This is a genomic window from Actinacidiphila acidipaludis (assembly GCF_019890725.1).
Taxonomy (GTDB): Bacteria; Actinomycetota; Actinomycetes; order Streptomycetales; family Streptomycetaceae; genus Actinacidiphila; species Actinacidiphila acidipaludis.
On the sequence record NZ_JAINZZ010000063.1, the window covers coordinates 16,052 to 39,076 of the forward strand.

Genomic DNA, 23,025 nt, shown 5'->3' on the forward strand with positions numbered 1-23,025 from the left:
AGCCGACCCTGGCGCTTCCCCTCTTTTGCACTTAGTTGCATAATGACCGGGCCACGACGCCGCGCCCGAGAGGAAGCCCGCGATGACCCAGGTCGCGACCGCCTACCCCCGTCTGCTCAGCCCGCTGGATCTGGGCTTCACCACGCTGCCCAACCGCGTGATCATGGGCTCGATGCACGTCGGCCTGGAGGAGGCGCCGGACGGCTTCGCGCGGATGGCCGCGTTCTACGCCGAGCGGGCCCGCGGCGGCGTCGGCCTCATCGTCACCGGCGGCATCGCCCCCAACGAGGAGGGGCGCCCCTGGGAACAGGGCGCCAAGCTCACCACCGAGGAGGAGGCGGAAGCCCACCGCGCGGTCACCGACGCGGTGCACGCCGCCGGCGGCCGGATCGCCCTGCAGATCCTCCACTTCGGCCGCTACGCCTACCACCGGGCTCTGGTCGCGCCCAGCCCGCTGCAGGCCCCCATCAGCCCCCACGTCCCCCGCGAACTGACGGCCGACCAGGTGGAGCGCACCATCGAGGATTTCGTCCGCTGCGCGGTGCTGGCGCGCCGGGCCGGCTACGACGGAGTCGAGATCATGGGCTCCGAGGGCTACCTGATCAACGAGTTCGTCGCCGCGCCCACCAACCGCCGCACCGACGCGTGGGGCGGCTCGTACGAGAACCGGATGCGGTTCCCCGTGGAGATCGTGCGCCGGACCCGCGAGCGCGTCGGGCCCGACTTCATCCTGATGTACCGGCTGTCGATGCTGGACCTGATCCCGGGCGGCTCCACGCTCGACGAGGTGACGGCCCTGGCGCAGGCCGTCGAGGCGGCGGGCGCGAGCCTGATCAGCACCGGCATCGGCTGGCACGAGGCGCGCATCCCGACCATCGCCGCCTCGGTGCCGCGCGGCGCGTGGGCGTGGGTGACGAAGAAGCTGATGGGCGCGGTGTCGGTGCCTCTGGTGACCAGCAACCGCATCAACACCCCGGAGCTGGGCGAGCAGTTGCTCGCCGACGGATACGCCGACCTGGTGTCGCTCGCGCGGCCGCTGCTGGCCGATCCGGACTTCGTGGCGAAGGCGGCGGACGGCCGGCCCGAGGCGATCAACACCTGCATCGGCTGCAACCAGGCGTGCCTGGACCACACCTTCAGCGGCAGGATCACCTCCTGTCTGGTGAACCCGCGGGCCTGCCACGAAACCGAACTGGTCCTCTCCCCCACCCGGCTGCGCAAGCGGATCGCCGTCGTCGGCGCCGGCCCGGCCGGTCTGGCCTGCGCGGTGGCGGCCGCCGAACGCGGGCACGCCGTCACCCTGTACGACAGCGCCCCCGAGATCGGCGGCCAGCTCAACCTCGCACGGCGGGTCCCGGGCAAGCAGGAGTTCGACGAGACCGTCCGCTACTACGGCCACCGGCTGCGAACGCTCGGCGTGGACCTGCGGCTCGGTACGCACGCCACCGCCGACGATCTCAGTGCCGCCGGCTACGACGACATCGTGCTGGCCACCGGCGTCACCCCGCGCGACCCCGCGATACCCGGCTCCGACCACCCCAGCGTGCTCGGTTACCTCGATGTCCTGCGCGACAGGGCGGAGGTCGGCCGGCGGGTCGCGATCCTCGGTGCGGGCGGGATCGGCTTCGACGTCGCCGAGTACCTCACCGACCCCGGCCAGGAGACCGCGCTGGACCGCGACGCCTTCCTCGCCCAGTGGGGCGTCGACGGCGCGCACCGCACCCCCGGCGGCCTGGTGGAGCCGGTCCGCCGCGCGGCGCCGCGCACGGTGCACCTGCTGCAGCGCCGGACGACCAAGGTCGGCGCCGGGCTGGGCAGGACCACCGGCTGGATCCACCGCACCGAACTGCGGCACCGCGGCGTCACCATGACCGGCGGTGTCACGTACCGGCGGATCGACGACGACGGCCTCCACATCACCGTCGACGGCGAGCCGCGGGTACTGGCCGTCGACACGGTGGTGCTGTGCACCGGCCAGGAACCGAACCGGGCGCTGGACGCCGAACTGCGGGCGCGGGCGCTGCGCCCGCATGTGATCGGCGGGGCCGACACCGCGGCGGAACTGGACGCCAAGCGGGCGATCGACCAGGGCACCCGGCTGGCGGCACGGCTGTAGAGGGACGGTGATGATCGCGGACCCTAGGATCGCCTCATGTCGCTGCCGCACGCCATCCTGACCGCGTTGCTGGAGAAACCGTCCTCGGGCCTGGAGTTGACGCGGCGGTTCGACAAGTCCATCGGATTCTTCTGGTCGGCGACGCACCAGCAGATCTACCGCGAGCTGAACCGGCTGGAGCGCGACGGCCTGATCCACGCGCTGCCGCAGCCGCCGAGCCGCGGGCAGCGCAAGGAGTACGAAGTGCTGGCGGCCGGCCGGGCGGAGCTGACGCGGTGGGTCGCCGAGAACCAGGACCCCAAGCCGATCCGGGATCCCCTGCTGCTGCGGCTGCGTGCCGCGACGGTGGTCGGTTCCGGCGGTCTTGCCGACGAGCTGCGCCGCCATCTGGGCCTGCACCGGCAGCAGTTGGCGCTGTACGAGGAGATCGAGCGGCACGACTTCCCCGCGGAGGAGGAAGCGGACGAGAACCGGCTGCAGCACCACATCCTGCGGGCGGGGCTCAGCCTGGAGACCTTCTGGGTCGAGTGGCTGACCCGCACCCTGGCCGACCTTCCTCCGGAGGGCGGCTGACAGCCCCGGGCGCTGACGCCGGACGGGACCGGGCGAGTCGTGGGACGCGCCCGGTCCCGTCCGGGACCGGCGGTGGTCAGACGGTGGCCACGCCGTTGGAGTACCGCTTCATGTTGTAGACGGCGAAGCCGTTCTGCACCGGGTCACCGGAGTTGTTGATGCAGTGCAGCATGCCGCCGCCGCCCGGGCCGTTGAGGCAGACGGTCATCAGGTCGGTGAAGACGACACCGGGCCGGTCGGGGACCTCGTAGGTCCGGTCGGTGTAGATGTCCGCGTTGAGGTTGAAGAAGCAGTAGCTTCCCAGGCCCCACGCCAGGTGGTCGCGGACGTCGTCGGCGACCTTGTAGGCCGCGTAGCCCTTGGTGGAGCCGTGGACCCACGCCGACTGGGTGGGCACGTCGTACGGGTTCTCGTTCTGGAAGAAGTAGGTGCGGCCGTGCTCGCCGTTCCACAGCACCTCGTACTTCTGGTAGTGCTCAACGAAGAGCCCGTACGTGGTGACGCGGTCGCCGTTGACGACGATGCCGGTGTCGGCCGGGTTCACCGCCCAGCCCACGGTTCCGTCCAGACCGTGGTCGGCGCGCCACAGCCACAGGTGGTCGCAGATGACGTCGTCGCTGTCGATCTGGAGGCTGACGCCTGCGCCGCCCGCGATCGCGCCGCCGATCCTGGCGAACACGTCGAACAGCACGGTCGGGTCGTTGTCGTGGCGGTGCCCGCCGCAGGCGCCGTCGCCGACCTTGAGCAGCACGGGGGTGTGCGCGGAGGCCGCCTCGATCAGCACGCCGGCGATCGTCACCCCGTCGACGTCCGCGACGTCGATGAGGGTGTTGCCGTGTGTGGAGCGCAGCGTCGTGTAGCCCAGGCCGAGGACGACGGTGCCGGGGCGCGAGACGCGGATCGGCGAGGACAGGTTGTAGATGCCCGGGGTGAACAGCAGGTGCTGGCCCCTGGACAGTGCGCGGTTGATGTCGGAGACCGCGTCCCCGGGCCGGGCCACGTAGAAGCGGGACAGCGCGATGCCGTGGCCCGCCGCCCGGCCGCCGGCCCAGGTGGTGCCGGTGCTGTCGCGGCGCAGGGCGGGCACGAACACCTGGTAGGCGCCGTGCTTGTCCGCGGTCAGGAACGGCTTCTCGCGGACGACCGGGGTGCGGTCGATCGTCGTCATCGGCGGCGTCGGGAAGCTCTGGGCGGGAGCGCCCTGGGTTCCGACGAAGACCATGTTCCAGTTGGAGCCGGTCCAGCTGCCGAAGGTGTCGTTGCGGGACAGCCACTGCTGCTGCGAGCCGGACTCGACATAGCCGTCCACGACGCTGTCGGACAGGAATCCGCCGCTGGACCACCGGTTGCCGGGCGGGCTCGGCCACAGGGTCATGTTGCCCTTGACGTGGACCCGGCGCATCGGCCCGGCCTGGGCGACGGCCCAGCGGTTGAGGCCGTCCGGCGGCACGATCGTCAGGTTCTCGGCGGCGCGCCAGAAGTTCTGGGTGCCGTTGCCGTCGAACCACTGGGCGTCGACGGTGACATGGCCGTTGATCACGACGTCCTCGGGGCTGTCGCCGAGCCCGAGCACGTGGGTGTAGAAGCCGACGTTGATGTCCACGGTGTACGTACCGGGCATGAAGGCCAGTGCGTACCGCTCGTCGCCGAACTGGTTGGACTCCTGCACGGCGAAGACGGCGTCGACCTGCGCCTGGATCGCGGCGTCGCCCATGGACGGGTCGAAGACGATGACGTTCGGGCCCAGGTCGGCGCCCCGCGACGACGGGGACGACGCCGGCGCGGCGGACGACGCGAAGGCTGATCCGGCGGAGATGCTGCCTGCCAGCGGCACCGCGGCGGCAGCGGCCGCACCACGGAGCACGGTGCGGCGAGAGGGAATGACGGACACGGCTCTCCCTGTAGAGATGGATGGAGAGGACATTGCGGCTGGGTCCTCAACCGCCAGAGAGCGCTCTCAGGGGGAGAGTGAATCATCGGGGTCAGGCAGCGTCAATGGAGGAGACGGACCAACTCCGAGCCGCCGCACGCGGGATGGCCGATCCCCATCGCCGACTTATTGACGGGGTCATGACCCCTGGCTACCGTACGCGAGAGCGCTCTCTCGGCTTTCGCACCGCAACCCCGGAGCGCCCCGACCCACCCGGTGCAGATCCTTCACCGGCCGCACCTGACGGGCCGGCGACAGTGGTGCCCACACCTGCCGCCGCACGTCGTTCCGCACGTCGCACCATCACGTGAACCCGTTCCGGATCGGCTCGCCCCGGTTCGACAACGTTGTCAGCCTCTCGCGAGCTGATGCGGTTCACGCCCCCACACCGACGTTCAGGAAGAAGGTTCGCGATGAGAAGACCCGCATGGCTGTGCCGGCCAGGCCCGGCCGCCGCGGTGGTGGCCACCGTGGCGCTGGCCGCCGGAGGGCTGTGCGCTCCCGCGCACGCCGCCGGCCGCGCCGCGCTGGTGAGCGACCCGGGCGCGCTGGTGAACCCGTTCATCGGCACCTCCAACCAGGCCGACGACTTCCCCGGCGCGGACGCGCCGTTCGGCATGGTCCAGTGGAGCCCGGACACCACCTCCCGCCCCGAGGGCGGCGGCTACGAGTACAACGACTCGGCCATCACCGGGTTCAGTCTCAGCCACATCTCGGGGCCGGGCTGCGGCGCCGCTGGCGACGTGCCGGTGCTGCCCACCGTCGGGTCGACGAGCACGTCGGCGACCGCCGCGTTCTCGCACGCGAACGAGTCGGCCTCGGCCGGCTCGTACAAGGTGACGCTCAACAGCGGGATCACCACCGAGCTGACCGCCACGACCCGCAGCGGCATGGCGCGCTTCACCTTCCCCGCGACCAGCCAGGCCGACCTGGTGTTCAAACTGACGGGCAGCCAGAACGGCGCCAGCGCGACGCAGTTCACCAAGGTCTCCAGCACCGAGGTGAGCGGGCAGATCACCAGCGGCCACTTCTGCGGGGCCGGGAACACGTACACCGTGTACTTCGACATGCTCTTCGACCGGCCGTTCGCGTCGCAGGGCACCGCAGCCGCGACCAGGGCCGCCACGTCCGGGGGGAGCACCGGCACCCAGGGCGAGCGGGCCGGCAAGAACACCGCCGAGAAGCCCAACCGGCCGGTGCTGCACGGCACCATGCCCAAGTCGGAGTCAGGGGCGGCGAAGACAGCCGGTGGCGGCGCCACGCCGGCCGCCGCCGCCTCGAGCGGCTACGTCACCTTCGACACGACCTCGAACCCCGTCGTCCAGGCCAAGGTCGGCGTCTCCTACGTCTCGGTCGCCAACGCGGTCGCCAACCGGACCGCGGAGAACGGCGGCTGGGACTTCAACGGAATCCGCGACGCCACCCACGCGAGCTGGAACAGCCTGCTGGGACGGATGCAGGTCGCGGGCGGCACCTCGGCGCAGCAGCAGACGTTCTACACCGCGCTGTACCACTCGCTGCTGCACCCGAACGTGATCAGCGACACCAACGGCCAGTACCCCGGCTTCGACGGCAAGGTCCACACCGTGGACTCCGGGCACCAGGCCGTCTACGCCAACTACTCCGGCTGGGACATCTACCGCTCCCAGGCGCAACTGGAGGCGCTGGTCGCGCCCGCCGTCGCTTCGGACACCGCACAGTCGATGGTCGACTCGTACCGGCAGACCGGGCTGTTCCCCAAGTGGTCGGAGGACAACGGCGAGTCGTACGTGATGGTCGGTGATCCGGCTGCGCCGATCATCGCCGACTACTACGCGTTCGGCGCGACCGGGTTCGACACCGGCAGCGCACTGACCGGTCTGGTGGCCCAGGCCGCGAACGCCAACAACGACCGTCCCGGGCTGAACTACCTGGGCGCGCCCGGATATCTGCCGCACGACGGCAGCTACGGGTGCTGCAACTTCTACGGTCCGGCCGCGACCACCCTGGAGTACGCGACGGCCGACTTCGCGGTGTCCTCCTTCGCCAAGGCCCTGGGGGACGGCGCCGACCACGACACGTACCTCAACCGGGCGCAGGACTGGAGGAACGTCATCAACCCGGCGTCCGGCCTGCTGCAGTCCCGCAACGCCGACGGCAGCTGGGTCGGCGGCTTCGACCCCACCAGCGGCAACGACATGGTGGAGGGTGACTCCTTCATCTACACCGGCATGGCGCCCTTCAACCTGGCCGGCCTGGCGCAGGCACAGGGCGGCAGGACGCAGATGACGCACTACCTCGACACGGTGCTGCGCAGCTTCACCGGCGACAAGGGCTACGCGTGGGTCGGCAACGAGCCGAGCATCGAACTGCCCTGGGAGTACGACTACACGGGCGCGCCCTACAAGACGCAGTCGACCGTGCGGGCCATCCAGGACCAGATCTGGCGCAACACCCCGGACGGCCTGGCCGACGGCAACGACGACCTGGGGGCGATGAGCGCCTGGTACGTGTGGTCGGCGCTGGGGATGTTCCCGGAGACCCCGGGGACGTCCGATCTGGCGCTGGGCTCCCCGCTGTTCACCCAGGCCGTGGTCACCCTTCCGTCGGGGAGCACCCTGACCGTCAACGGGAACGGCGCGGCCGACAACGCGCCGTACGTGCAGTCGGCGACATGGAACGGCGCCGCGTGGAACAACGCCTACGCGCCGGCCGGCGCCGTCGCCGCGGGCGGCACTCTGACGTACTCGCTCGGCACCAGCGCCAACACCTCCTGGGCGTCGGCCTCTTCCGCCGCTCCGCCGTCGTACGCCGGCGACACGGTCGCACCGCCGTCGCCGCGCACCGGGCCGGTGACCTCGGGCGTGTCGTCCAGCCAGTGCATCGACGACGCGGGATCCTCGACCAGCGACGGCAGTCACGTCCAGATCTACGGGTGCGACGGGACCGCGGCGCAGGACTGGACGATCGCGGCCGACGGGACGGTCCGCACGCTGGGCAAGTGCCTGGACGCCGCGAACTCCGGCACCTCCACCGGCACGCTGGTGCAGCTGTGGACCTGCAACGGCTCCGGCGCCCAGCAGTGGCAGCCGGGCGCCAACGGCTCGCTGGTGAACCCGCAGTCGTCGCTGTGCCTCGACGACCCGAACGCCTCCACGACCGAGCGCACCCAGCTTCAGCTGTGGACCTGCAACGGCAGCGCCGCCCAGAACTGGACGCTGCCGGCCGCGACCACCCGCACCGGCTCGGTCGTCGCGGGCGTGTCGTCGTCGCTCTGCCTCGACGACGACGCCAACGCGACCACGGACGGCAACCCCATCCAGATCTGGGGCTGCAACACCAGCGACGCGCAGAAGTGGACCATGGCGTCCGACGGAACGTTCCGCGTTCTCGGCAAGTGCCTCGACGCCGCCGACTCCGGCACCACCAACGGCACGTCGGTCCAGCTGTGGACCTGCAACGGCACGGGGGCGCAGCAGTGGCGCGCCTCGTCCTCCGGCCAACTGGTGAACCGGCACGCGGGACTGTGCCTGGACGACCCCAGCGGATCGACGACAGCCGGCACACACCTGCAGCTGTACACGTGCAACGGCTCGGCGGCGCAGAAGTGGGTTCTGCCGTCCTGACCGCCCGGCTCCGTCCGGCCTGATCCGCTCTCGCCTTCCGGTGTGACGGCGGGCCTGCCGCCTTCCCCCTGCCCTCGGGGGGAAGGCGGCGGCACGCCGGGCACCGGTCACGGCCGGCCGGTGGTGAGCAGGAGCGCGCCGATGTTCCCGCCCTTCTCCAGAACGGTGTGCGCCTCCGCGGCGTCCTCCAGTGCGTAGGTGCCGTGGATGCGGGGTGCCAACTCGCCCGCGGCGGCCGCCCGGAGAGCCCCGGCGGCGTCGGCCCGCCGCTCCCCGTGCGGCTTGGCGAAGGCGATGCCGAGGGCGCCGACGACGCTGATCCCCCGCCGCCCGATCTGGTAGGCGTCCAGTTCGACCCAGCTGCCCGAAGTGAATCCGTAGAGGCCGAACCTGCCGCCCCCGTCGGCGGTGGCCGCCAGGGCTTCGGCGCCCACGGAGTCCCCGACGGCGTCCAGCGTGACGTCCGTGCCGCGGCCGCCCGTGGCCGCCCTCACCTGCTCGGCCCAGTCCTCCGTCCTGTGGTCCACCACCACGTGCGCCCCGAACTCCCGTGCCGCGGCGGCCTTCTCGGCGCTGCCGACCGCGGCGACGACCAGCCCGGCTCCTGCTGATCGTGCGCGCTGGACGAGCAGCGAGCCGATGCGCCCGGCCGCCGCCGTGATCAGCACCGTCTCGCCGCGCCGCAGCCGGATCGCCGACAGCAGGCCGACCGCGACGGCGCCCGCCTGGAAGACGGCCACAGCGCGGTCGAGCGGCAGGTCCCGGGGCACCTCGTGGACATCGCCCGCGGAGGCGAGGGCGCGCTCGGCGTAGCCGCCGGTCATCCCGGTGGTGGTGGCCACCACCCGGCGCCCGGTGAGCGCCGGGTCCACGCCCGGGCCGACGGCCGCGACGATGCCGCCCACCTCCAGGCCGGGCACGTACGGCCGGGGAAAGGGGTAGCGGCCGGACCGCACGATGACGTCGCCGTATCCGACTCCGGCCAGCTCGACGTCCACCAGCACCTCCCCGACCGCCGGGGCCGGCTCCGGGGCCTCTTCGATGCGGAGGACGTCCGGCGGTCCGAACGTGCTGACGCGTACGGCTCTCACGGGTGGGCTCCTCAAGGGGGGTTGACTGACACCACCTCCCGAACGGGACACTGTGTCCCGCACGGGGCGGTCCGTTCGCCGTCCAGCGTCGTCGGACGAGCGAGGACGGCACAAGCAACAGACCGCCCGTGGTGTCCCGTTCGAGACAGGGAGCGCGAAGTGTCCCAGCCGGCTGAGAACCTGCGGGTGCGGCGGACGCGGCGGCTGCTGCGTGACGCGCTCGTCGACCTGACCGAGGAGCGCGGGTTCGAGCGGCTCACGGTGGGCGAGATCACGGGGCGGGCGATGGTGAGCCGGGCCGCCTTCTACCGCAACTACCGGGACAAGTACCAGCTGGCGGAGCAGATCTTCGACGAGGCGATGGCAGAGCTGCTCGGCACCGTCACGGGTGAGGGGGACGGCCGGGCGCCGGCCGAGCGCTGGGTGGCGTTCTTCGAGCACATCGACGTCTACCACCGCTTCTACGGGGTCCTGCTGGGCCGCCGTGGCAGCAGCTGGTTCGCGGACAGGATGCGGGCGTCCCTGACGGACATGGTCAAGGACCATCTGCGGATGCCGGACGGTCCCGGCGCCGTCCGGGATGGTCTGGCCGCCACGGTGCTGGGCGCGATGTTCACCCAGTCCATCACGTGGTGGCTGGAGAGCGGCCGGCCCTGCCCGCCGCGGGAGATCGCGCTGCGGTCGGCGCAGTTGGCGGGGGCGGTCATCCCGGTGGCGAACAGCTGGGCCGAAACGGGGAATTCTGCGAGCTGACGGCCGGGAAGCCGACCGTCCCCGCCGCGCTCGACTTAATTCACCGAGTTGCATTGTTGACCGTGTGGGAATCGGACTCGGAGAATCGCTTCATGGCCGATCCGACACGAGACATGGACCATCGCGCCCCGACAGGGCGCTGTTGTCGTCCTGACATGTGTCGTCGGGCGATGCCGTTCCGGCAGCCTGCGCGCACGATCGGGCTCGTCTGACGCGACGGGCCTGACCTGCCGGGCAGTCTCGTCGTCGCTGCCGGACGCCTGATGCGCGGCCGCGCAATCCGATTCCACCAGCCTTCGCGGACCGCGATGGGGGCGCCGTTTCCACGAGCTTCCGTCTGTCCCTGTGCCCAGCCTTTGGCCGTTGGCAATTCCCCCTGCCCGAGCGGCCTTTCACGCCGTCACCCTTTCCCTGATCGGACCCGTCATGAGCCGGCATTTTCTCTGGTACATCCCCAACACCCTCGAACCCGGTCACCGCGGTGACGACACCGCGACCGGCTGGGGTTCGATCGACTACGCCACGGACCTCGCCCGCTCGGCCGAAGAGCACGGCTGGCAGGGTGCGTTGCTCGGTACCGGGTGGGGACGCCCGGACACGTTCACGCTCGCCACGGCGCTGGCGGCACGCACGGAGACGTTCCGGCCGCTGATCGCCATCCGGCCGGGCTACTGGCAGCCCGCACACTTCGCCGCCGCGGCCGCGACGCTCGACCAGTTCAGCCGTGGCCGCGTGCTGGTCAACATCGTCAGCGGGCTGGACAACCTCGCCGCCTACGGGGACGGCAACGCCGATCCCGCCCAACGCTACGCGCGCACCGAGGAGTTCCTGCACCTCGTACGGCGGCTGTGGACCGAGGAGCAGGTCACCTTCCACGGCGAGCACTTCCATGTCACGGACTCCACCGTCGCGCCGCGTCCGTTCCGCACCGCCGACCGCGCCCATCCGACGCTGTACTTCGGTGGGGCCTCCGAGGCCGCCGAGCGGGTGTCCGCCGCGGAGGCCGACGTCCAGCTCTTCTGGGGCGAGCCGCTCGACGGGCTCGCCGCGCGCATCGACCGGCTGCGGACCCTGAGCGACCGGGTCGGGCGCCGGCACCGGCCGCTGGAGTTCGGGCTGCGGATCACCACCCTGATCCGCGACACCACCGAGGAGGCCTGGCGAGCCGCCGAGGAGAAGGTCGCGCGGATGGCGGCGCGTGGCGCCGACACCCCCTGGACCGGCAACCGCAGGACGGCGGTCGGGCAGCAGCGCCTCCTCGATCTCGCCGCGCGCGGTGACGTGCTGGACACCTGCCTCTACACCGCTCCCGGGCGGTTCGGCGGAGGTGGCGCCGGCACGACCTGGCTGGTCGGCTCCCCGGACGATGTCGCCGCCGCGCTGGACGCCTACCGCCGACTCGGCATCACTCACTTCGTCCTGTCCGACACGCCGTACAAGCAGGAGATCGCGCGCATCGGCGATCAGCTTCTGCCGAGGCTCAGCCGTGCGGAAATGTCCGTCGCCCACCCCACAGCAGGGCGCTGACCTGCGACGACGCATCGAAGTAACCATTTGTTGACTTGACGCCGATTCCGGCGCACCCTGTAACTATCCAGTTAGATATGCAGGAGGACCGGAATCATGACCACCACCCTCATCACCGGCGCGAACAAGGGCCTCGGTTTCGAGACCGCACGGCAGCTGGTGGCCCCCGGGCACACCGTCTACGCCGCGGCACGGGACGCCGAACGCGGGCGCCGGGCCGCGGAGCGGATCGGGGCCCGCGCCATCAGGATCGACGTGACCGACGACGCCTCGGTCGCCGCGGCCGTCAAGACGATCGAGGAGGACGGCGGGCTCGACGTGCTCGTGAACAACGCGGGGATCGAGCCGCGCACCGCCGACGGCGGCTTCGTCGACCCGGCCGGGGTCACCGCCGACGACGTGCGGCGGGTCTTCGAGACCAACGTGTTCGGGCAGGTCCGCATGCTGCACGCGTTCCTGCCGCTGCTGGAGCGTTCCACGGCCCCTGTCGTGGTCAACCTCAGCAGCGGGCTGTCGCTGGCGCGCGAGCTCGCCGACCCCGACTCCCCCACACACTTCTACCCCGACCTCGCCTACCCGGCGTCCAAGGCGGCGGTCAACATGCTCACGGTCCAGTACGCCAAGGCGTACCCGCGGATCCGGATCAACGCGGTGGACCCCGGCTTCACCGCGACCGATCTGAACCACCACGCGGGGACCCAGACGGTCGCGGAGGGCGCCGAGGCGATCGTGCGGATGGCCCGCATCGGATCCGACGGCCCGACCGGCGGCCTGTTCGCCGCGAGCGGTCCTCTGAGCTGGTGAGGGCGGCCGGGCCGGTGCGCCCGACGCCGACTCCCCCGCAGGTCACGTTCAGTAGGGTGTCCCCCATGTCCGAGTCCACGGCCGACCGCAAGCCGCGCCCTCGCAACGCCCAGGCCACCAAGGCCATCCTGCTGCGCGCGGCCACCGCGGAGTTCGCCGCGTACGGGCTGGCCGGGGCGCGCATCGACCGCATCGCCGAGCGCGCCGGCGCCAACAAGCGGCTGCTGTACGTGTACTTCGGCGACAAGATCGCGCTGTTCAACGCGGTCGTGGAGGAGCAGACGACGGCTGTCATGGACGCTGTGCCGATGGGCGACGGCGACCTCTGCGCGTTCGCCGCGGCCCGCTACGACTACGTCCTGGCCAACCCCGAGGCGGGGCGCATCGCCGCGTGGCGGTCCTTCGAGCAGGTCGAGCCCACGCCGGCGGAAGTGGCCGGCTTCCGGCAGCGGGTCGAGGCGGTGACCGCCGCGCAGCGCGAGGGGCGGCTGCGGTCGGACATCCCCGCCGTCGACCTCTTCGCGATCGTGCTGCGCATCACGGAGAGCTGGCTCAGCGCCCCGCCCGCCCTCAAGTCGGTCAGCGGCGCCACCGCCGCCGCCCCCGACCACCGCCTCCGAGAGCACCGCGGCGCGATGCTCGCCGCCGTGCGCAGCCTCGTCACTCCCGATCCGCCCGCCGGTTCGCCGGCCGCGCACGGTTCGTGAACGCGGGCCAGGGGCGGGGGGTGCCGCCGCGGGTCCGGGCGGCGGCCGCGGCCGACGGCGACGGCGTCTTCCGCCTGCTGGCCGGATTCGCGACCAGTCACCGGCCCGACCGTGCCGTGTTCGACGACGTCACGTTCCCCCGCGTGCTGCGAGCCGTGGCGGACGGAAGCGCCGAAGTCCTGGTCGCGGAGCGGGAGACGCGGGTCGTCGGGTACGTGCTGGCCGTGCGGATGCCCACCTTGTTCGCGGGCGGGACGATCCTGGAACTGCTGGAACTGTGCGTGGAGGAGGCCGAGCGCGGCCGCGGAACCGGATCCGCGCTGATCCGGTCCGTGCAGGCCGCGGCCGTCGGGTCGGGCGACGTCGAGGTGACGGTGCCGACGCGCAGGGCCGCCGGCTTCTACGCCGGACTCGGCTTCGAGGAGACCGCCGCGTATCTGAAGTGGCCGGTCGGCTGACCGCGGCCGAGCCGCCGTCAGGCGGTCACTCGCCCTCGACGCGCCCCAGCGGATCCGCCTGCTTGGCCAGCGCATCGCGGGCCTCGGACCACGACGGGTCGCCGGGGAAGAGCGTGTGCCGCAGGTAGGCCGAGGTCAGCCGCTGGATCAGTGCGACGCGCCCGGGGTGCTCGTCCGTGGTCTCCGTGACGCCGTACCCGGGGATGCCGCCCAGCGAGTGCTCTCCGCCGAAGACGGTGAGCAGGCTCTTGCGGCCCTTGCTCAGGTAGTAGGCGTCGGTGAACCAGTCGGGGCCGCGCCCGGACAGCGCGGACTGGTCGTGGTCCCCGGCGACCACCAGGGCCGGAGTGGTCATCTGCGCGAAGCCCGGGTTCATGAAGGGGAAGTGCTCGGCGGCGAACGGGGTGAGGTCGCTGCCGCCACGACCCGCCGCCGCCAGCAGCACACCCGCGCCGACGCGCGGATCGGACAGATCCTCCCCCGGCGTGCCGTCGGCGTCGAGCACCCGTGCGCCCAGCAGCATGCCGGCGGTCTGCGCACCCCAGGAGTGTCCGGCCGCGGCTATCCGGTCGTGGTCGAGGCGCCCGGCGAGGCCCGGGACGGCGGCCTCCAGGACGTCGAGTCCGTCGAGGACGCGGGTGAGGTCCTCGACGCGGATGCGCCAGATCAGCGGCGTCCGCGGGTCCTCGGGCGGCAGACCGAGGGTCCGGGAGTCGAGGTGGGTGGGCTGGACCACGACGAATCCGTGGGCCGCCCAGTTGTCGGCGAGCGGGGCGTAGCCGTCGAGTGAGCTGCCGAAGCCGTGCGAGAAGACGACGACGGGCAGCCCCTCTCCGGTCATGGGCGCGGTGATCCGCACCCGCAGATCCTCGCCGCGGCCCGGCGCCGGCAGTGTGACCGGCTTCACCGAGACGACGGGGACGGGTGTACCCGCGGCGGGCGCGGCGGTTCCGGACGCGCCGGAGAACGGCGCGCGGGGCGCGGTGTGCGGTTCGGACATGGGGAGGTCCTCCAGCTCTGGCATGATGAGCACAAACGGAACGCTGTCCCGATTAACGATACGGAACACCGTCCCGTTTAGCAAAGAACGTCGAGGAGCGGAGCTGCGCGGTGAGCGGGAACGGGCGAGTGGACGACGGCGGCCAGGCGTCGGGGGCCGGGGACGGCGGTGGCCGGGAGACCGGATCCGGGCCGGGCGGCGGCGGCCGGCAGGCGGCCCGCCCCAAGCGGGCGGACGCGCGCCGCAACGAGCGGACGCTGCTCGACGCGGCGGCCGCGGCCTTCGTGGCGTCGGGCGTGGAGGCTCCCGTGCGGGACATCGCGGCCAGGGCGGGCGTCGGGACGGCCACCATCTACCGGCACTTCCCGACGCGCGCGGACCTGATCATCGCCGTCTACCGGCACCAGGTCGAAGCGTGCGCCGAGGCCGGACCCGCCCTGCTGGCGTCCGCCGCCACCCCGCACGCCGCGCTCGGCTCGTGGATCGACCGGTTCGTCGACTTCCTGGTCACCAAGCACGGCCTGGCCGCGGCGATGCAGACCGACGCCGCCGGATTCGAGGCGCTCCACACCTACTTCCTCGACCGGCTCGTGCCGGTGTGCGGGCGGTTGCTCGACGCGGCGGTCGGGGCCGGCGAGATCCGCGCCGACATCGACGCCTACGCCCTCATGCGCGGCGTCGGCAATCTCTGCATCGGCGCCGAGAACGACCCGCGCTACGACGCCCGCCACCTCGTCCGCCTCCTCGTCGCGGGTCTGCGCGGGACGGGGCCGGAGGGGGCCATGGCGCATAACTCTGAATGATGCTTCACTTCTTATATGCCCTACCGCAAGACACCCGCCGAGCTCCGCCGGCTCGAGGCCGCCAAGGAGCATCTGGTGAGTCGCGCGACCGCCGTCGTCGCCGAGGTCGGCTGGTCGCAGGCGTCCGTGACGGCGGTCGCCGACGCCGCCGGGATCGCGGCCGGGTCGGTGTACCAGCACTTCCCGTCCAAGGCCGCGCTGGCCGTCGAGGTGTTCCGGCGGGCGGCCGGGCGGGAGGTGGAGGTACTGGGCCACGTACTGAACGAGCCGGGCGATCCCGTGGAACGGCTGAGCCGCGGTGTCGCGACCTTCGCCCGGCGGGCACTGGAGAACCGCGGTCTCGCCTACGCCCTGCTCGCCGCTCCCGCGGAGCCGGCGGTCGGCGCCGAACGCCTCACGTTCCGCCGCCGCTACCGCGCGCTGTTCGCCGAGGTGGTCCGGGACGGCATGGCCAAGGGCCTGCTGCCGGAACAGAACGCGGAGGTCACGGCCGCCGCTCTGACCGGGGCGATCGGCGAGGTCCTCGTGGACCCGCTCGCCGCACCCGACGCGGCCGGAACCGACGCGCTGCTGGCCGACCTGAAGGCCATGACCCTGCGGTGCGCCGGCGCCCCTGCCCCGGTTCCCTAGCCGACGCCGTCACCGACCGGCAGAGGGCAGGGCCACCTCACACCCCGGCCGCCACCGTCCCGGACCGCCCACCCCATCCGCGCCGACCCGCACATCCGGAGGAACCCGTGTCCGCAACCGCCGTCCCGCGCAGCCACCCCAGCGCCGTCACCCACGAAGTGACCAACCAGGCAACGCCGTTGACCGGGTACGACGCCGCGGACGACCCCGTGCTATTGGAAGGCGTGAGCCGCGAGGGCGCCGGCTGGCACCTCGACGAGCTCCACAGCATGGGCCGGTTCGTGGGCAGCGAGGAGGCACAGCACTGGGCGGACCAGGCCAACCGTCACGAGCCCGAGCTGAGGACGCACGACCGCTACGGCCACCGCATCGACGAGGTCGAGTTCCACCCCGCGTACCACCACCTGATGGACGCCTCGGTGAGCGCGGGCCTCGCCGGAGCCGCTTGGGCGGACGCCCGTTCCGGCGCCCATGTGGCGCGTGCCGCGAGTTTCATGCTGGCGACGATGCTGGAGCCGGGCCATCTGTGCCCGGTATCCATGACCTACGCCGTGGTCCCGGCACTGCGCCGATCCCCCGACCTGGCCAAGACCTACGAACCGCTGCTCACCGGCCGCGTCTACGACCCGGGGCTGCGGGCCCCCGCCGACAAGCGCGGCCTGCTGGCCGGAATGGGCATGACGGAGAAGCAGGGCGGAACGGACGTACGCGCCAACACGACCGTGGCCACCGAACAGGGCGACGGCACATGGCGGCTGCGCGGCCACAAGTGGTTCACCAGCGCGCCGATGAACGACCTGTTCCTCGTTCTCGCCCAGGCGCCGGCCGGTCTCTCCTGCTTCCTCGTACCCCGCGTCCTGGCCGACGGCAGCCGGAACACCTTCCGCATCCAGCGGCTCAAGGACAAGCTCGGCAACCGCTCCAACGCCAGCAGCGAACCGGAGTTCGACGACACGGTCGCGTGGCTCGTCGGCGCCGAGGGCAAGGGTGTGCGCACGATCATCGACATGGTGACCATGACACGGCTGGACTGCGTGCTGGGCTCGGCGGCCGGCACCCGCGCGGCCCTCGCGCAGGCCGCCCACCACGTGCGCCACCGCGCCGTGTTCGGCGCCAGGCTGATCGACCAGCCGCTGATGCGCAACGTGATCGGGGACCTCGCCCTGGAGTCGGAGGCCGCCACGACGCTCGCGCTGCGGCTGGCGGGTGCCGCGGACCGCGCACAGCGGGGCGACGAGTCGGAGCGCGCCTTCCTGCGGCTGGCGACCGCCGTGGGCAAGTACTGGGTGTGCAAGCGGCAGCCGGCCGCCGTCGCGGAGGCGCTGGAGTGTCTCGGCGGCAACGGCTACGACGAGGCGTCGGGCATGCCGCGCCTGTACCGCGAGGCTCCGCTCAACGGGATCTGGGAGGGCTCGGGCAACGTCAACGCCCTCGACATGCTGCGGGCGCTGGCGCGGGAACCCGCGTCCCTGGAGGCGTTCCGCGCGGAGGTCACGGCCGCAGCCGGAGCCGACAGCCGGCTCGACGCCGCGTGGCGCGAGCTCCAGGGCGATCTCGTGCTCACCGAGGACGCGCCGCTGCGCGCCCGCCGGGTCATCGAACGCGCCGCCCTGGTGCTGCAGGGGTCGCTGCTGGTGCGCCACGCTCCGGCGGCCGTGGCCGACGCGTTCTGCGCGTCACGCCTCGCCGGCGACCGTGGCCTGGCCTTCGGGACCCTGCCGCCGGGGACCGGATTCGACGCGCTGCTGGAGCGGCTTCCGGTCTGACCTGGGCGTTGGGCCCGCGGCCTCGACGACGCTCAGGCCCCGGACTTCACGAGCGGGGCGTCCTGGGTGAACTTGCGGAAACCGACGCTGTAGTAGAGGCCGCGTGCGGCCCGGTACCCGGGCGCGCCGAGGCACGCGACGGTCATCTGCCGGGCTCCGGCGTCGCGCGCCAGACGCATTCCGTGCAGCAGCATCGCCCGGCCCAGCCCGCGGCGCCGGTGACCGGGGTGCGTTCCGACGGGCTCGAACTCCGCGGTGCGGTTCGCCTCGTCGAGCCACATGATCGTCGACGCGGCCATGGTGCCGTCCGGTGCCTCCACGAGGACGTGCAGGTCGCCTCGGTACGGCGGGGCCTGCCTGACCCCCTCGTAGGCCTCCGCCGAGTAGGTCGAGGGGGCCCAGGCGTCCAGATGCGCCTGGACCGCGGCCCGCGCCCCGGCCTCCTCAGCCGTGCGGAAGCGGTAGCCGTCGGGCAGCACCGGCGCTTCGAGCTCGTCGAGATCGCGCTGGTTGAGCTGCGTCCAGGAGGCGGTGTCGCCGAGCGAGGACGGATCGGTCAGGTAGCCGTGTGCCGCCCAGCGCTCCAGGCCGAACGTGTCGCCGGAGCATGGCAGGACGGTGCGTTCGCTGCCGGCCGCGACCGCGTCGTACCACTCGATCACCTCGTCCACCAGCTCGCTGTGGCCGGGATGCACCTGATAGGCCAGACCGGCGCCGGTGACGTCCTTCACCGACCCGTCGCTGCGGGAGACCCGGTGGGGCAGACAGGCCCAGCCCCACGCCGCCACCTCACCGGCCGCGAACCACAGTTCGCGCCGCCAGCTCCCGCCTTCGCTCATCCGGCCCTTGCCCCAGCTCCAGGCGAGCTCGCCGTACGACGCGCCGCTGCTCACCAGATCGGGACGGAGCGCCGTGACCTGCTGCGCGAGCCCCTGCATCAGCCGCACGTCGGCGGCGGTCACGTGAACCGAGTCGTCCATGGTCGGCCACTGTGCCAGGGCCCCGCGCACGTGTCGCCCCAATTTCCGCCCTCCTTTGACGCCCGGCGCCGCAGACCACGAGAGCGCCCGCGTCTCCGGCTCGCCGGGTTCCGGCCCCGGCAGTGCGCTGCCGTGGTGATGGCGTGCGCCCCGCCGGTGCGCCGCACGCGCCGCTGCGGCGCCGGTTCGGCCTCTGCCACGATCGGGCCGAGCGTGCCGGGAACGTCATGGATCGTGGGGGAACGCATGGGACGCAGCTGGCTGGTGACCGGATGTTCGTCGGGGCTGGGGCGCGCGCTGGCCATTGCCGCGGCGGAGGCCGGCGACCTGGTGGTGGCCTCGGCACGCCGCCTGGGGGACGTCGAGGAGCTGGCGCGGGCCTACCCGGGCCGGGTGTCGCCGGTGGCGCTGGACGTGTGCGACCCGGAGCAGTGCGAGGCGGCCGTCACCCACGCGGTGGAGCGCTTCGGTGGCGTGGACGTCCTGGTCAACAACGCGGGAGGCGGCCTCCTCGGCGCGGTCGAGGAGGTCTCCGACGACGAACTGCGCTCCCAGCTGGACGTGTTGGTGGTCGCTGCCTGGCGGCTGACCCGTCTGGTCCTGCCGCACATGCGGCTCCGGGGCGCGGGCCACGTCGTCAACGTGTCCTCGCTCGCGGGCCGGATGGCCCTGCCGGGACTCTCGGCGTACGTGACGGGCAAGTACGCGCTGGAGGGCATGAGTCAGGCGCTGGCCAGCGAGGTGGCGGCGTTCGGCATCCGCGTGACCGTGGTCGAGCCCGGGGCGTTCGCCACGCGCTACGGCGCGTCCCTGGTGCCGGCCGCGGCGGAGATCGACGCGTACACCGAGGTGACCAGGGCGACCCGCGAGGGCATGCGGAGTCTGCAGGACAACCCGGCGTTCGGCCGGCCCGAGGTCTTCGCGGCGCACGTGCTGCGGCTCGTGGCGGCGGAGCAGGCGCCCGCCCTGCGGGTGCCGATCGGTGAGGACGCGTACGCCTTCACCGAGAGCGTGGAGAAGGCCAACGCCCGTGAGTTCGAGGCCGCGAGGGCGTTCATCGTGGGCTGAGACCGGTGCGGGGCTTCCCCTTGCCCGGTCCCCGCGGCGAGGTCGCGTCACGGTCCACCCTCACCGAGGGGATCCGGGCCGTGTCCGTGCCCGGTCGACGTCAGCTCGCGGCGGTGCGGCTCGTCCGGCGCTCGCCGGCCGGACGCCGCCGCCGGCCGACGGGGGGCGAACCGGCGTCAGCCGAGCGACAGTTCACGTGCCCGCCGCCGCGCCCACCGCTCGGCGTCGGCCACGGCCTCCAGCGTCATCGCGTCACCCGGCACGAGGTCGTGCTCCCCGACGACCTTCGTGAGCGTGTCCACGATGCCGAGGAACGGCAGCCGGCCGGCGACGAACGCCGCCACCAGCTCCTCGTTGGCGGCGTTCAGCACGGCCGGCATGGTGCCGCCCGCGCTTCCCGCCTCGTACGCCAGCCGCAGGCCGGGGAAGATCTTGTCGTCGACGGGGAAGAACTCCCAGGTCGACGCCTTCGTCCAGTCGCAGGACGGCGCGGCGTCGGGCACCCGGTCGGGCCAGCCCAGCCCGAGGGACAGCGGCAGCCGGATGTCGGGCGGGCTGACCTGCGCCAGCGTCGACCCGTCGGTGAACTCGACCATGGAGTGGATCATCACCTGCGGGTGGATCACCACCTCGATGCGGTCGAAGGGGATGTCGAACAGCAGGTGCGCCTCGATGACTTCGAGACCCTTGTTGATCAGGTTGGCGCAGTTGATCGTGATGACCGGTCCCATGCTCCACACCGGATGCGCGAGCGCCTGCTCCGGCGTCACGTCGGCCATCTCCTCGCGGCTGCGGCCGCGGAAGGGGCCGCCGCTGGCGGTCACCACCAGCTTGCGCACCTCCTCCGCCTTGCCCCCCTGCAGGCACTGGAACAGCGCCGAGTGCTCGGAGTCGACCGGGATGATCTGGCCCGGCGCCGCAAGCCTCTTGACCAGCGGGCCGCCGATGATCAGCGACTCCTTGTTGGCCAGGACGAGCCGGCTGCCGGCGCGCAGCGCCGCGAGGGTCGGCTCCAGGCCGACGGCGCCGGTGATGCCGTTGAGCACGGCGTCGCACTCCAGGGCGGCCAGCCGCGTCGAGGCGTCCGGGCCGTCGATCACCTCGGGAAGACGGACCGCCTGGCCCTCGGCCGTGCGCCGTTCGGCCTCGGCGCGCAGCAGCGAGCGGAAGTCCTCGGCGGCCCGGCTGTCCGCCACACCGACCATCTCGACGTCGAGATCCAGCGCCTGACGGGCCAGCAGCGGGAGGCTGCCGCCGCCCGCGGACAGCGCCTTGACCCGGAACCGGGAGGGGTTGCGCTCGATCACGTCGATCGCCTGCGTCCCGATGGAACCGGTGGATCCCAGCAGGACGACGGTGCGGGGCTCGCTTGGGTAAGAGATCATCAGCGCAGCCTACTCGGCGCACACGTCCGATTACGGTCACGTACCGTTCGCGGCGGCGTGCCGGATCAGGCGTTCGCTCCGGGGTCGTTGAGGGACCGCTCGAACTCCGCGAGGACGCCGAAGTCGTCCTCCCGCATGCCGACGCGCGGGTCGACGTGCCGCAGCAGTGCGGGGGCCGGGTGCTGGGCCGCCACGTAGGCGTGGTCGGCCTCGCTCTGTTCGTCGTCCACCCACGCGAAGGGCCGCCCCGCGGCGTAAGCGACGAGTGCCTCCGTCTTCCAGTGCACCTCGTCCGGCCGCTGACTCAGCAGTGCCGTGCCGAAGTCGACGAACGGCAGCTCCGGCAGCCCCAGGACGGGTGCGATCCACTCGTTCGCCGCCCCCATCCAGGTGGTGGCCCAGCACAGGTCGTACTCCAGTGCCAGCAGCGCCGTCCCGTGCTCCGGGTTCAGCCATACCCGCAGCGGCGTCGTGCGGCCCATCACCGTCGCGGTCTGCGGACCCATGATGCTCGCCCACGGCACCCGGATCGTCACATAGCCGTCCGGCCGCCGCTGCGCGGGGGCCGCATAGGGGTTGAGCGGCCCGTCGACGTCGAGGAAGAGCAGGGGTGGCCTCATGATCACCAGTATTCCCGCGCGGACCGCGGGCTTCACCCCGTGCGTGCGTCCGTCCCGGACCGGCATCCCCACGCGCACCGGCACCGGCACCGGCATCCGCACCGGCAGCGCTCCGGCCCCGGATCGCCGCGCGGCCGCCGCCCGCGTCGCGCATCGGCGTGGGCCGTGCGGGTGCGGGCGGCGGCGGGGACCGGTGGTGCCGTGCGACAGGGTGCGCCGTGCGGAGGGTGTCAGACCTCCAGGTCGGCCTCGATGGCGCGCAACTGGTGCCGGGCCATCGCCAGGTTCGCCCGGCTCTTGTCCAGGGCGAGGTAGAGGAAGAGGCCGTTCTTGCCGCGTCCCCTGAGGAGGCGGATCAGGTGGTACTGGGTGCCGAGCGTGATGAGGATGTCCTCGATCTCGTCCTTGAGGCCGAGGAGTTCCATCGTGCGCACTTTGGCGCGGACGACGTCGGTGTTGCCCGCCGCGGCCACGTTGAGGTCGAGTTCCTTGCCTCCGCCGAGCGTGCCCAGGGCCATGCCGCTGGTGTAGTCGACGAGGGCGACGCCGATGACTCCTTCGATCGAGGTCATCGCGTCCTTGAGGGCGGTTTCGGTGTTGGCCATGATGCGGTTGCTCCCTTGCTGGGCTGCCGGTGTCCCCGGCGCTTCGGATCGGTCGGTTTGGTGCGTGGTGTGGGGGGTTCGCGCGTGCGCGGCGGCACCGCGCGCCCTCGGCGGGCGGGGGGTGGTCATGGTGGTCAGCTGTCCTCCAGTCGTACGGCCTCGCCGTCGAGCAGTTCGGCCACGCGGGCGCCGGCGCGGCGGGCCTCCATGTGCAGACGGCCGACGTTGACGCGGGGGCCGGCCAGGACGGTAAGGACGCAGGCGGGTCCGGCGGCGTAGGTGGCGACGTATCCGTTCTCGCCGTGGACCAGCAGTTCGCGGAACGCGCCCCGGTCGGTGGTGTCGGCGAGCCGCAGCCCCACCCCCAGGGCCGCCGCGGTCAGCGCGGCGATGCCCTCGGCGTCGGCCACCGGAGGATCGGCGGCCAGCACCAGACCGTCCACACTGGCCGCCACGGCCGCCGTCAGGTCGGCGGTGCGCGTGCGCAGCCGGGCCAGTACCTCACGCACCTCGGCCTCGTGCGCCATCATTTTCCTCCTCTCGGCGCGTTGTCTGAGCCCGCGCCTCATCACGGCGCGGACCGTGCCCCGGTGGTGGCGGCAGA

The 23,025-nt window shown here is 72.4% G+C and carries 20 protein-coding genes; 12 read left to right on the plus strand and 8 right to left on the minus strand.

The window, feature by feature from the left end:
- Positions 1-82 precede the first annotated feature (82 nt).
- Together K7862_RS31430 and K7862_RS31435 are read left to right on the plus strand one after the other, a co-directional pair.
- The gene (locus tag K7862_RS31430) at positions 83-2,116 is read left to right on the plus strand and encodes an NADPH-dependent 2,4-dienoyl-CoA reductase (protein ID WP_222968276.1); all 2,034 of its coding nucleotides are present in this window, start codon (positions 83-85) and stop codon (positions 2,114-2,116) included.
- 36 nt (positions 2,117-2,152) lie between these two features.
- Complete coding sequence (locus K7862_RS31435) at positions 2,153-2,689, plus strand: PadR family transcriptional regulator (protein ID WP_222968278.1); 537 nt, start codon at positions 2,153-2,155, stop codon at positions 2,687-2,689.
- Positions 2,690-2,765: 76 nt separating this feature from the next.
- Here K7862_RS31435 and K7862_RS31440 read toward each other — a convergent pair whose 3' ends face one another.
- Positions 2,766-4,613 (minus strand): pectate lyase-like domain-containing protein, encoded by a 1,848-nt coding sequence (locus K7862_RS31440; protein WP_222968280.1) that lies wholly within the window; start codon positions 4,611-4,613, stop codon positions 2,766-2,768.
- A 419-nt stretch (positions 4,614-5,032) separates the two neighbouring features.
- Between K7862_RS31440 and K7862_RS31445 the strand changes: the two genes are divergently transcribed.
- On the plus strand, positions 5,033-8,224 hold the full coding sequence (locus tag K7862_RS31445) for a lectin (RefSeq protein ID WP_222968282.1): 3,192 nt from the start codon (positions 5,033-5,035) through the stop codon (positions 8,222-8,224).
- Between the two features lie 107 nt (positions 8,225-8,331).
- On the opposite strand, the gene K7862_RS31450 is transcribed toward K7862_RS31445, so the two are convergent.
- Positions 8,332-9,315, minus strand: coding sequence for a zinc-binding dehydrogenase (locus K7862_RS31450; RefSeq protein ID WP_222968283.1), 984 nt, complete (start codon positions 9,313-9,315; stop codon positions 8,332-8,334).
- A 159-nt stretch (positions 9,316-9,474) separates the two neighbouring features.
- Here K7862_RS31450 and K7862_RS31455 point away from each other — a divergent pair, with 159 nt between their 5' ends.
- From K7862_RS31455 to K7862_RS31475, 5 genes are all read left to right on the plus strand, one after another.
- A complete protein-coding gene (locus K7862_RS31455; protein ID WP_222968285.1) occupies positions 9,475-10,068 on the plus strand; it encodes a TetR/AcrR family transcriptional regulator in 594 nt (197 codons plus the stop codon).
- Between the two features lie 426 nt (positions 10,069-10,494).
- Entirely contained in the window at positions 10,495-11,595 is a 1,101-nt protein-coding gene (locus tag K7862_RS31460) for an LLM class flavin-dependent oxidoreductase (RefSeq protein ID WP_222968286.1), read from the plus strand.
- A 96-nt stretch (positions 11,596-11,691) separates the two neighbouring features.
- Complete coding sequence (locus K7862_RS31465; protein WP_222968287.1) at positions 11,692-12,399, plus strand: SDR family NAD(P)-dependent oxidoreductase; 708 nt, start codon at positions 11,692-11,694, stop codon at positions 12,397-12,399.
- A gap of 65 nt (positions 12,400-12,464) precedes the next feature.
- Positions 12,465-13,106 carry a TetR/AcrR family transcriptional regulator gene (locus K7862_RS31470; RefSeq protein ID WP_222968288.1) on the plus strand — a complete coding sequence of 214 codons (642 nt, stop codon included), beginning with the start codon at positions 12,465-12,467 and terminating at the stop codon, positions 13,104-13,106.
- 20 nt (positions 13,107-13,126) lie between these two features.
- The gene (locus K7862_RS31475; protein WP_222968289.1) at positions 13,127-13,564 is read left to right on the plus strand and encodes a GNAT family N-acetyltransferase; all 438 of its coding nucleotides are present in this window, start codon (positions 13,127-13,129) and stop codon (positions 13,562-13,564) included.
- A 25-nt stretch (positions 13,565-13,589) separates the two neighbouring features.
- On the opposite strand, the gene K7862_RS31480 is transcribed toward K7862_RS31475, so the two are convergent.
- Positions 13,590-14,564: an alpha/beta hydrolase family protein gene (locus K7862_RS31480; protein WP_222968290.1), complete on the minus strand. Its 975-nt coding sequence runs from the start codon at positions 14,562-14,564 to the stop codon at positions 13,590-13,592.
- A 257-nt stretch (positions 14,565-14,821) separates the two neighbouring features.
- Between K7862_RS31480 and K7862_RS31485 the strand changes: the two genes are divergently transcribed.
- The 3 genes from K7862_RS31485 (at position 14,822) to K7862_RS31495 (ending at position 17,763) form a co-directional block, all read left to right on the plus strand.
- Positions 14,822-15,367, plus strand: coding sequence for a TetR/AcrR family transcriptional regulator (locus tag K7862_RS31485; protein ID WP_262414125.1), 546 nt, complete (start codon positions 14,822-14,824; stop codon positions 15,365-15,367).
- Between the two features lie 15 nt (positions 15,368-15,382).
- The gene (locus tag K7862_RS31490) at positions 15,383-15,997 is read left to right on the plus strand and encodes a TetR/AcrR family transcriptional regulator (RefSeq protein WP_222968291.1); all 615 of its coding nucleotides are present in this window, start codon (positions 15,383-15,385) and stop codon (positions 15,995-15,997) included.
- Positions 15,998-16,104: 107 nt separating this feature from the next.
- A complete protein-coding gene (locus tag K7862_RS31495; RefSeq protein ID WP_222968293.1) occupies positions 16,105-17,763 on the plus strand; it encodes an acyl-CoA dehydrogenase family protein in 1,659 nt (552 codons plus the stop codon).
- 32 nt (positions 17,764-17,795) lie between these two features.
- Here the strand turns inward: K7862_RS31495 and K7862_RS31500 are convergent, their stop codons facing one another.
- On the minus strand, positions 17,796-18,743 hold the full coding sequence (locus K7862_RS31500; RefSeq protein ID WP_222968295.1) for a GNAT family N-acetyltransferase: 948 nt from the start codon (positions 18,741-18,743) through the stop codon (positions 17,796-17,798).
- A 246-nt stretch (positions 18,744-18,989) separates the two neighbouring features.
- Here K7862_RS31500 and K7862_RS31505 point away from each other — a divergent pair, with 246 nt between their 5' ends.
- Positions 18,990-19,811: an SDR family oxidoreductase gene (locus tag K7862_RS31505; RefSeq protein WP_222968297.1), complete on the plus strand. Its 822-nt coding sequence runs from the start codon at positions 18,990-18,992 to the stop codon at positions 19,809-19,811.
- 176 nt (positions 19,812-19,987) lie between these two features.
- On the opposite strand, the gene dxr is transcribed toward K7862_RS31505, so the two are convergent.
- The 4 genes from dxr to K7862_RS31525 all read right to left on the minus strand — a co-directional run bounded on the left by dxr (position 19,988) and on the right by K7862_RS31525 (position 22,951).
- Positions 19,988-21,196 carry a 1-deoxy-D-xylulose-5-phosphate reductoisomerase gene (gene dxr / locus K7862_RS31510; protein ID WP_222968299.1) on the minus strand — a complete coding sequence of 403 codons (1,209 nt, stop codon included), beginning with the start codon at positions 21,194-21,196 and terminating at the stop codon, positions 19,988-19,990.
- Between the two features lie 65 nt (positions 21,197-21,261).
- Positions 21,262-21,816: an HAD domain-containing protein gene (locus K7862_RS31515; protein ID WP_222968301.1), complete on the minus strand. Its 555-nt coding sequence runs from the start codon at positions 21,814-21,816 to the stop codon at positions 21,262-21,264.
- 230 nt (positions 21,817-22,046) lie between these two features.
- Positions 22,047-22,421, minus strand: a complete 375-nt coding sequence (locus K7862_RS31520; protein ID WP_222968302.1) for a hypothetical protein — start codon at positions 22,419-22,421, stop codon at positions 22,047-22,049.
- Between the two features lie 134 nt (positions 22,422-22,555).
- The gene (locus K7862_RS31525; RefSeq protein WP_372461705.1) at positions 22,556-22,951 is read right to left on the minus strand and encodes a roadblock/LC7 domain-containing protein; all 396 of its coding nucleotides are present in this window, start codon (positions 22,949-22,951) and stop codon (positions 22,556-22,558) included.
- Positions 22,952-23,025: the final 74 nt, after the last annotated feature.

Excerpts from the sequence above, each read along its gene's own strand:
- dxr (WP_222968299.1), bottom strand. The coding sequence starts at position 21,196 with ATGATCTCTTACCCAAGCGAGCCCCGCACCGTCGTCCTGCTGGGATCC.
- K7862_RS31435 (WP_222968278.1), top strand. The coding sequence starts at position 2,153 with ATGTCGCTGCCGCACGCCATCCTGACCGCGTTGCTGGAGAAACCGTCC.
- K7862_RS31445 (WP_222968282.1), top strand. The coding sequence starts at position 5,033 with ATGAGAAGACCCGCATGGCTGTGCCGGCCAGGCCCGGCCGCCGCGGTG.
- K7862_RS31500 (WP_222968295.1), bottom strand. The coding sequence starts at position 18,743 with ATGGACGACTCGGTTCACGTGACCGCCGCCGACGTGCGGCTGATGCAG.
- K7862_RS31515 (WP_222968301.1), bottom strand. The coding sequence starts at position 21,816 with ATGAGGCCACCCCTGCTCTTCCTCGACGTCGACGGGCCGCTCAACCCC.
- K7862_RS31525 (WP_372461705.1), bottom strand. The coding sequence starts at position 22,951 with ATGATGGCGCACGAGGCCGAGGTGCGTGAGGTACTGGCCCGGCTGCGC.
- K7862_RS31465 (WP_222968287.1), top strand. The coding sequence starts at position 11,692 with ATGACCACCACCCTCATCACCGGCGCGAACAAGGGCCTCGGTTTCGAG.
- K7862_RS31430 (WP_222968276.1), top strand. The coding sequence starts at position 83 with ATGACCCAGGTCGCGACCGCCTACCCCCGTCTGCTCAGCCCGCTGGAT.
- K7862_RS31520 (WP_222968302.1), bottom strand. The coding sequence starts at position 22,421 with ATGGCCAACACCGAAACCGCCCTCAAGGACGCGATGACCTCGATCGAA.
- K7862_RS31470 (WP_222968288.1), top strand. The coding sequence starts at position 12,465 with ATGTCCGAGTCCACGGCCGACCGCAAGCCGCGCCCTCGCAACGCCCAG.
- K7862_RS31490 (WP_222968291.1), top strand. The coding sequence starts at position 15,383 with ATGCCCTACCGCAAGACACCCGCCGAGCTCCGCCGGCTCGAGGCCGCC.
- K7862_RS31505 (WP_222968297.1), top strand. The coding sequence starts at position 18,990 with ATGGGACGCAGCTGGCTGGTGACCGGATGTTCGTCGGGGCTGGGGCGC.
- K7862_RS31480 (WP_222968290.1), bottom strand. The coding sequence starts at position 14,564 with ATGTCCGAACCGCACACCGCGCCCCGCGCGCCGTTCTCCGGCGCGTCC.
- K7862_RS31460 (WP_222968286.1), top strand. The coding sequence starts at position 10,495 with ATGAGCCGGCATTTTCTCTGGTACATCCCCAACACCCTCGAACCCGGT.
- K7862_RS31440 (WP_222968280.1), bottom strand. The coding sequence starts at position 4,613 with ATGTCCTCTCCATCCATCTCTACAGGGAGAGCCGTGTCCGTCATTCCC.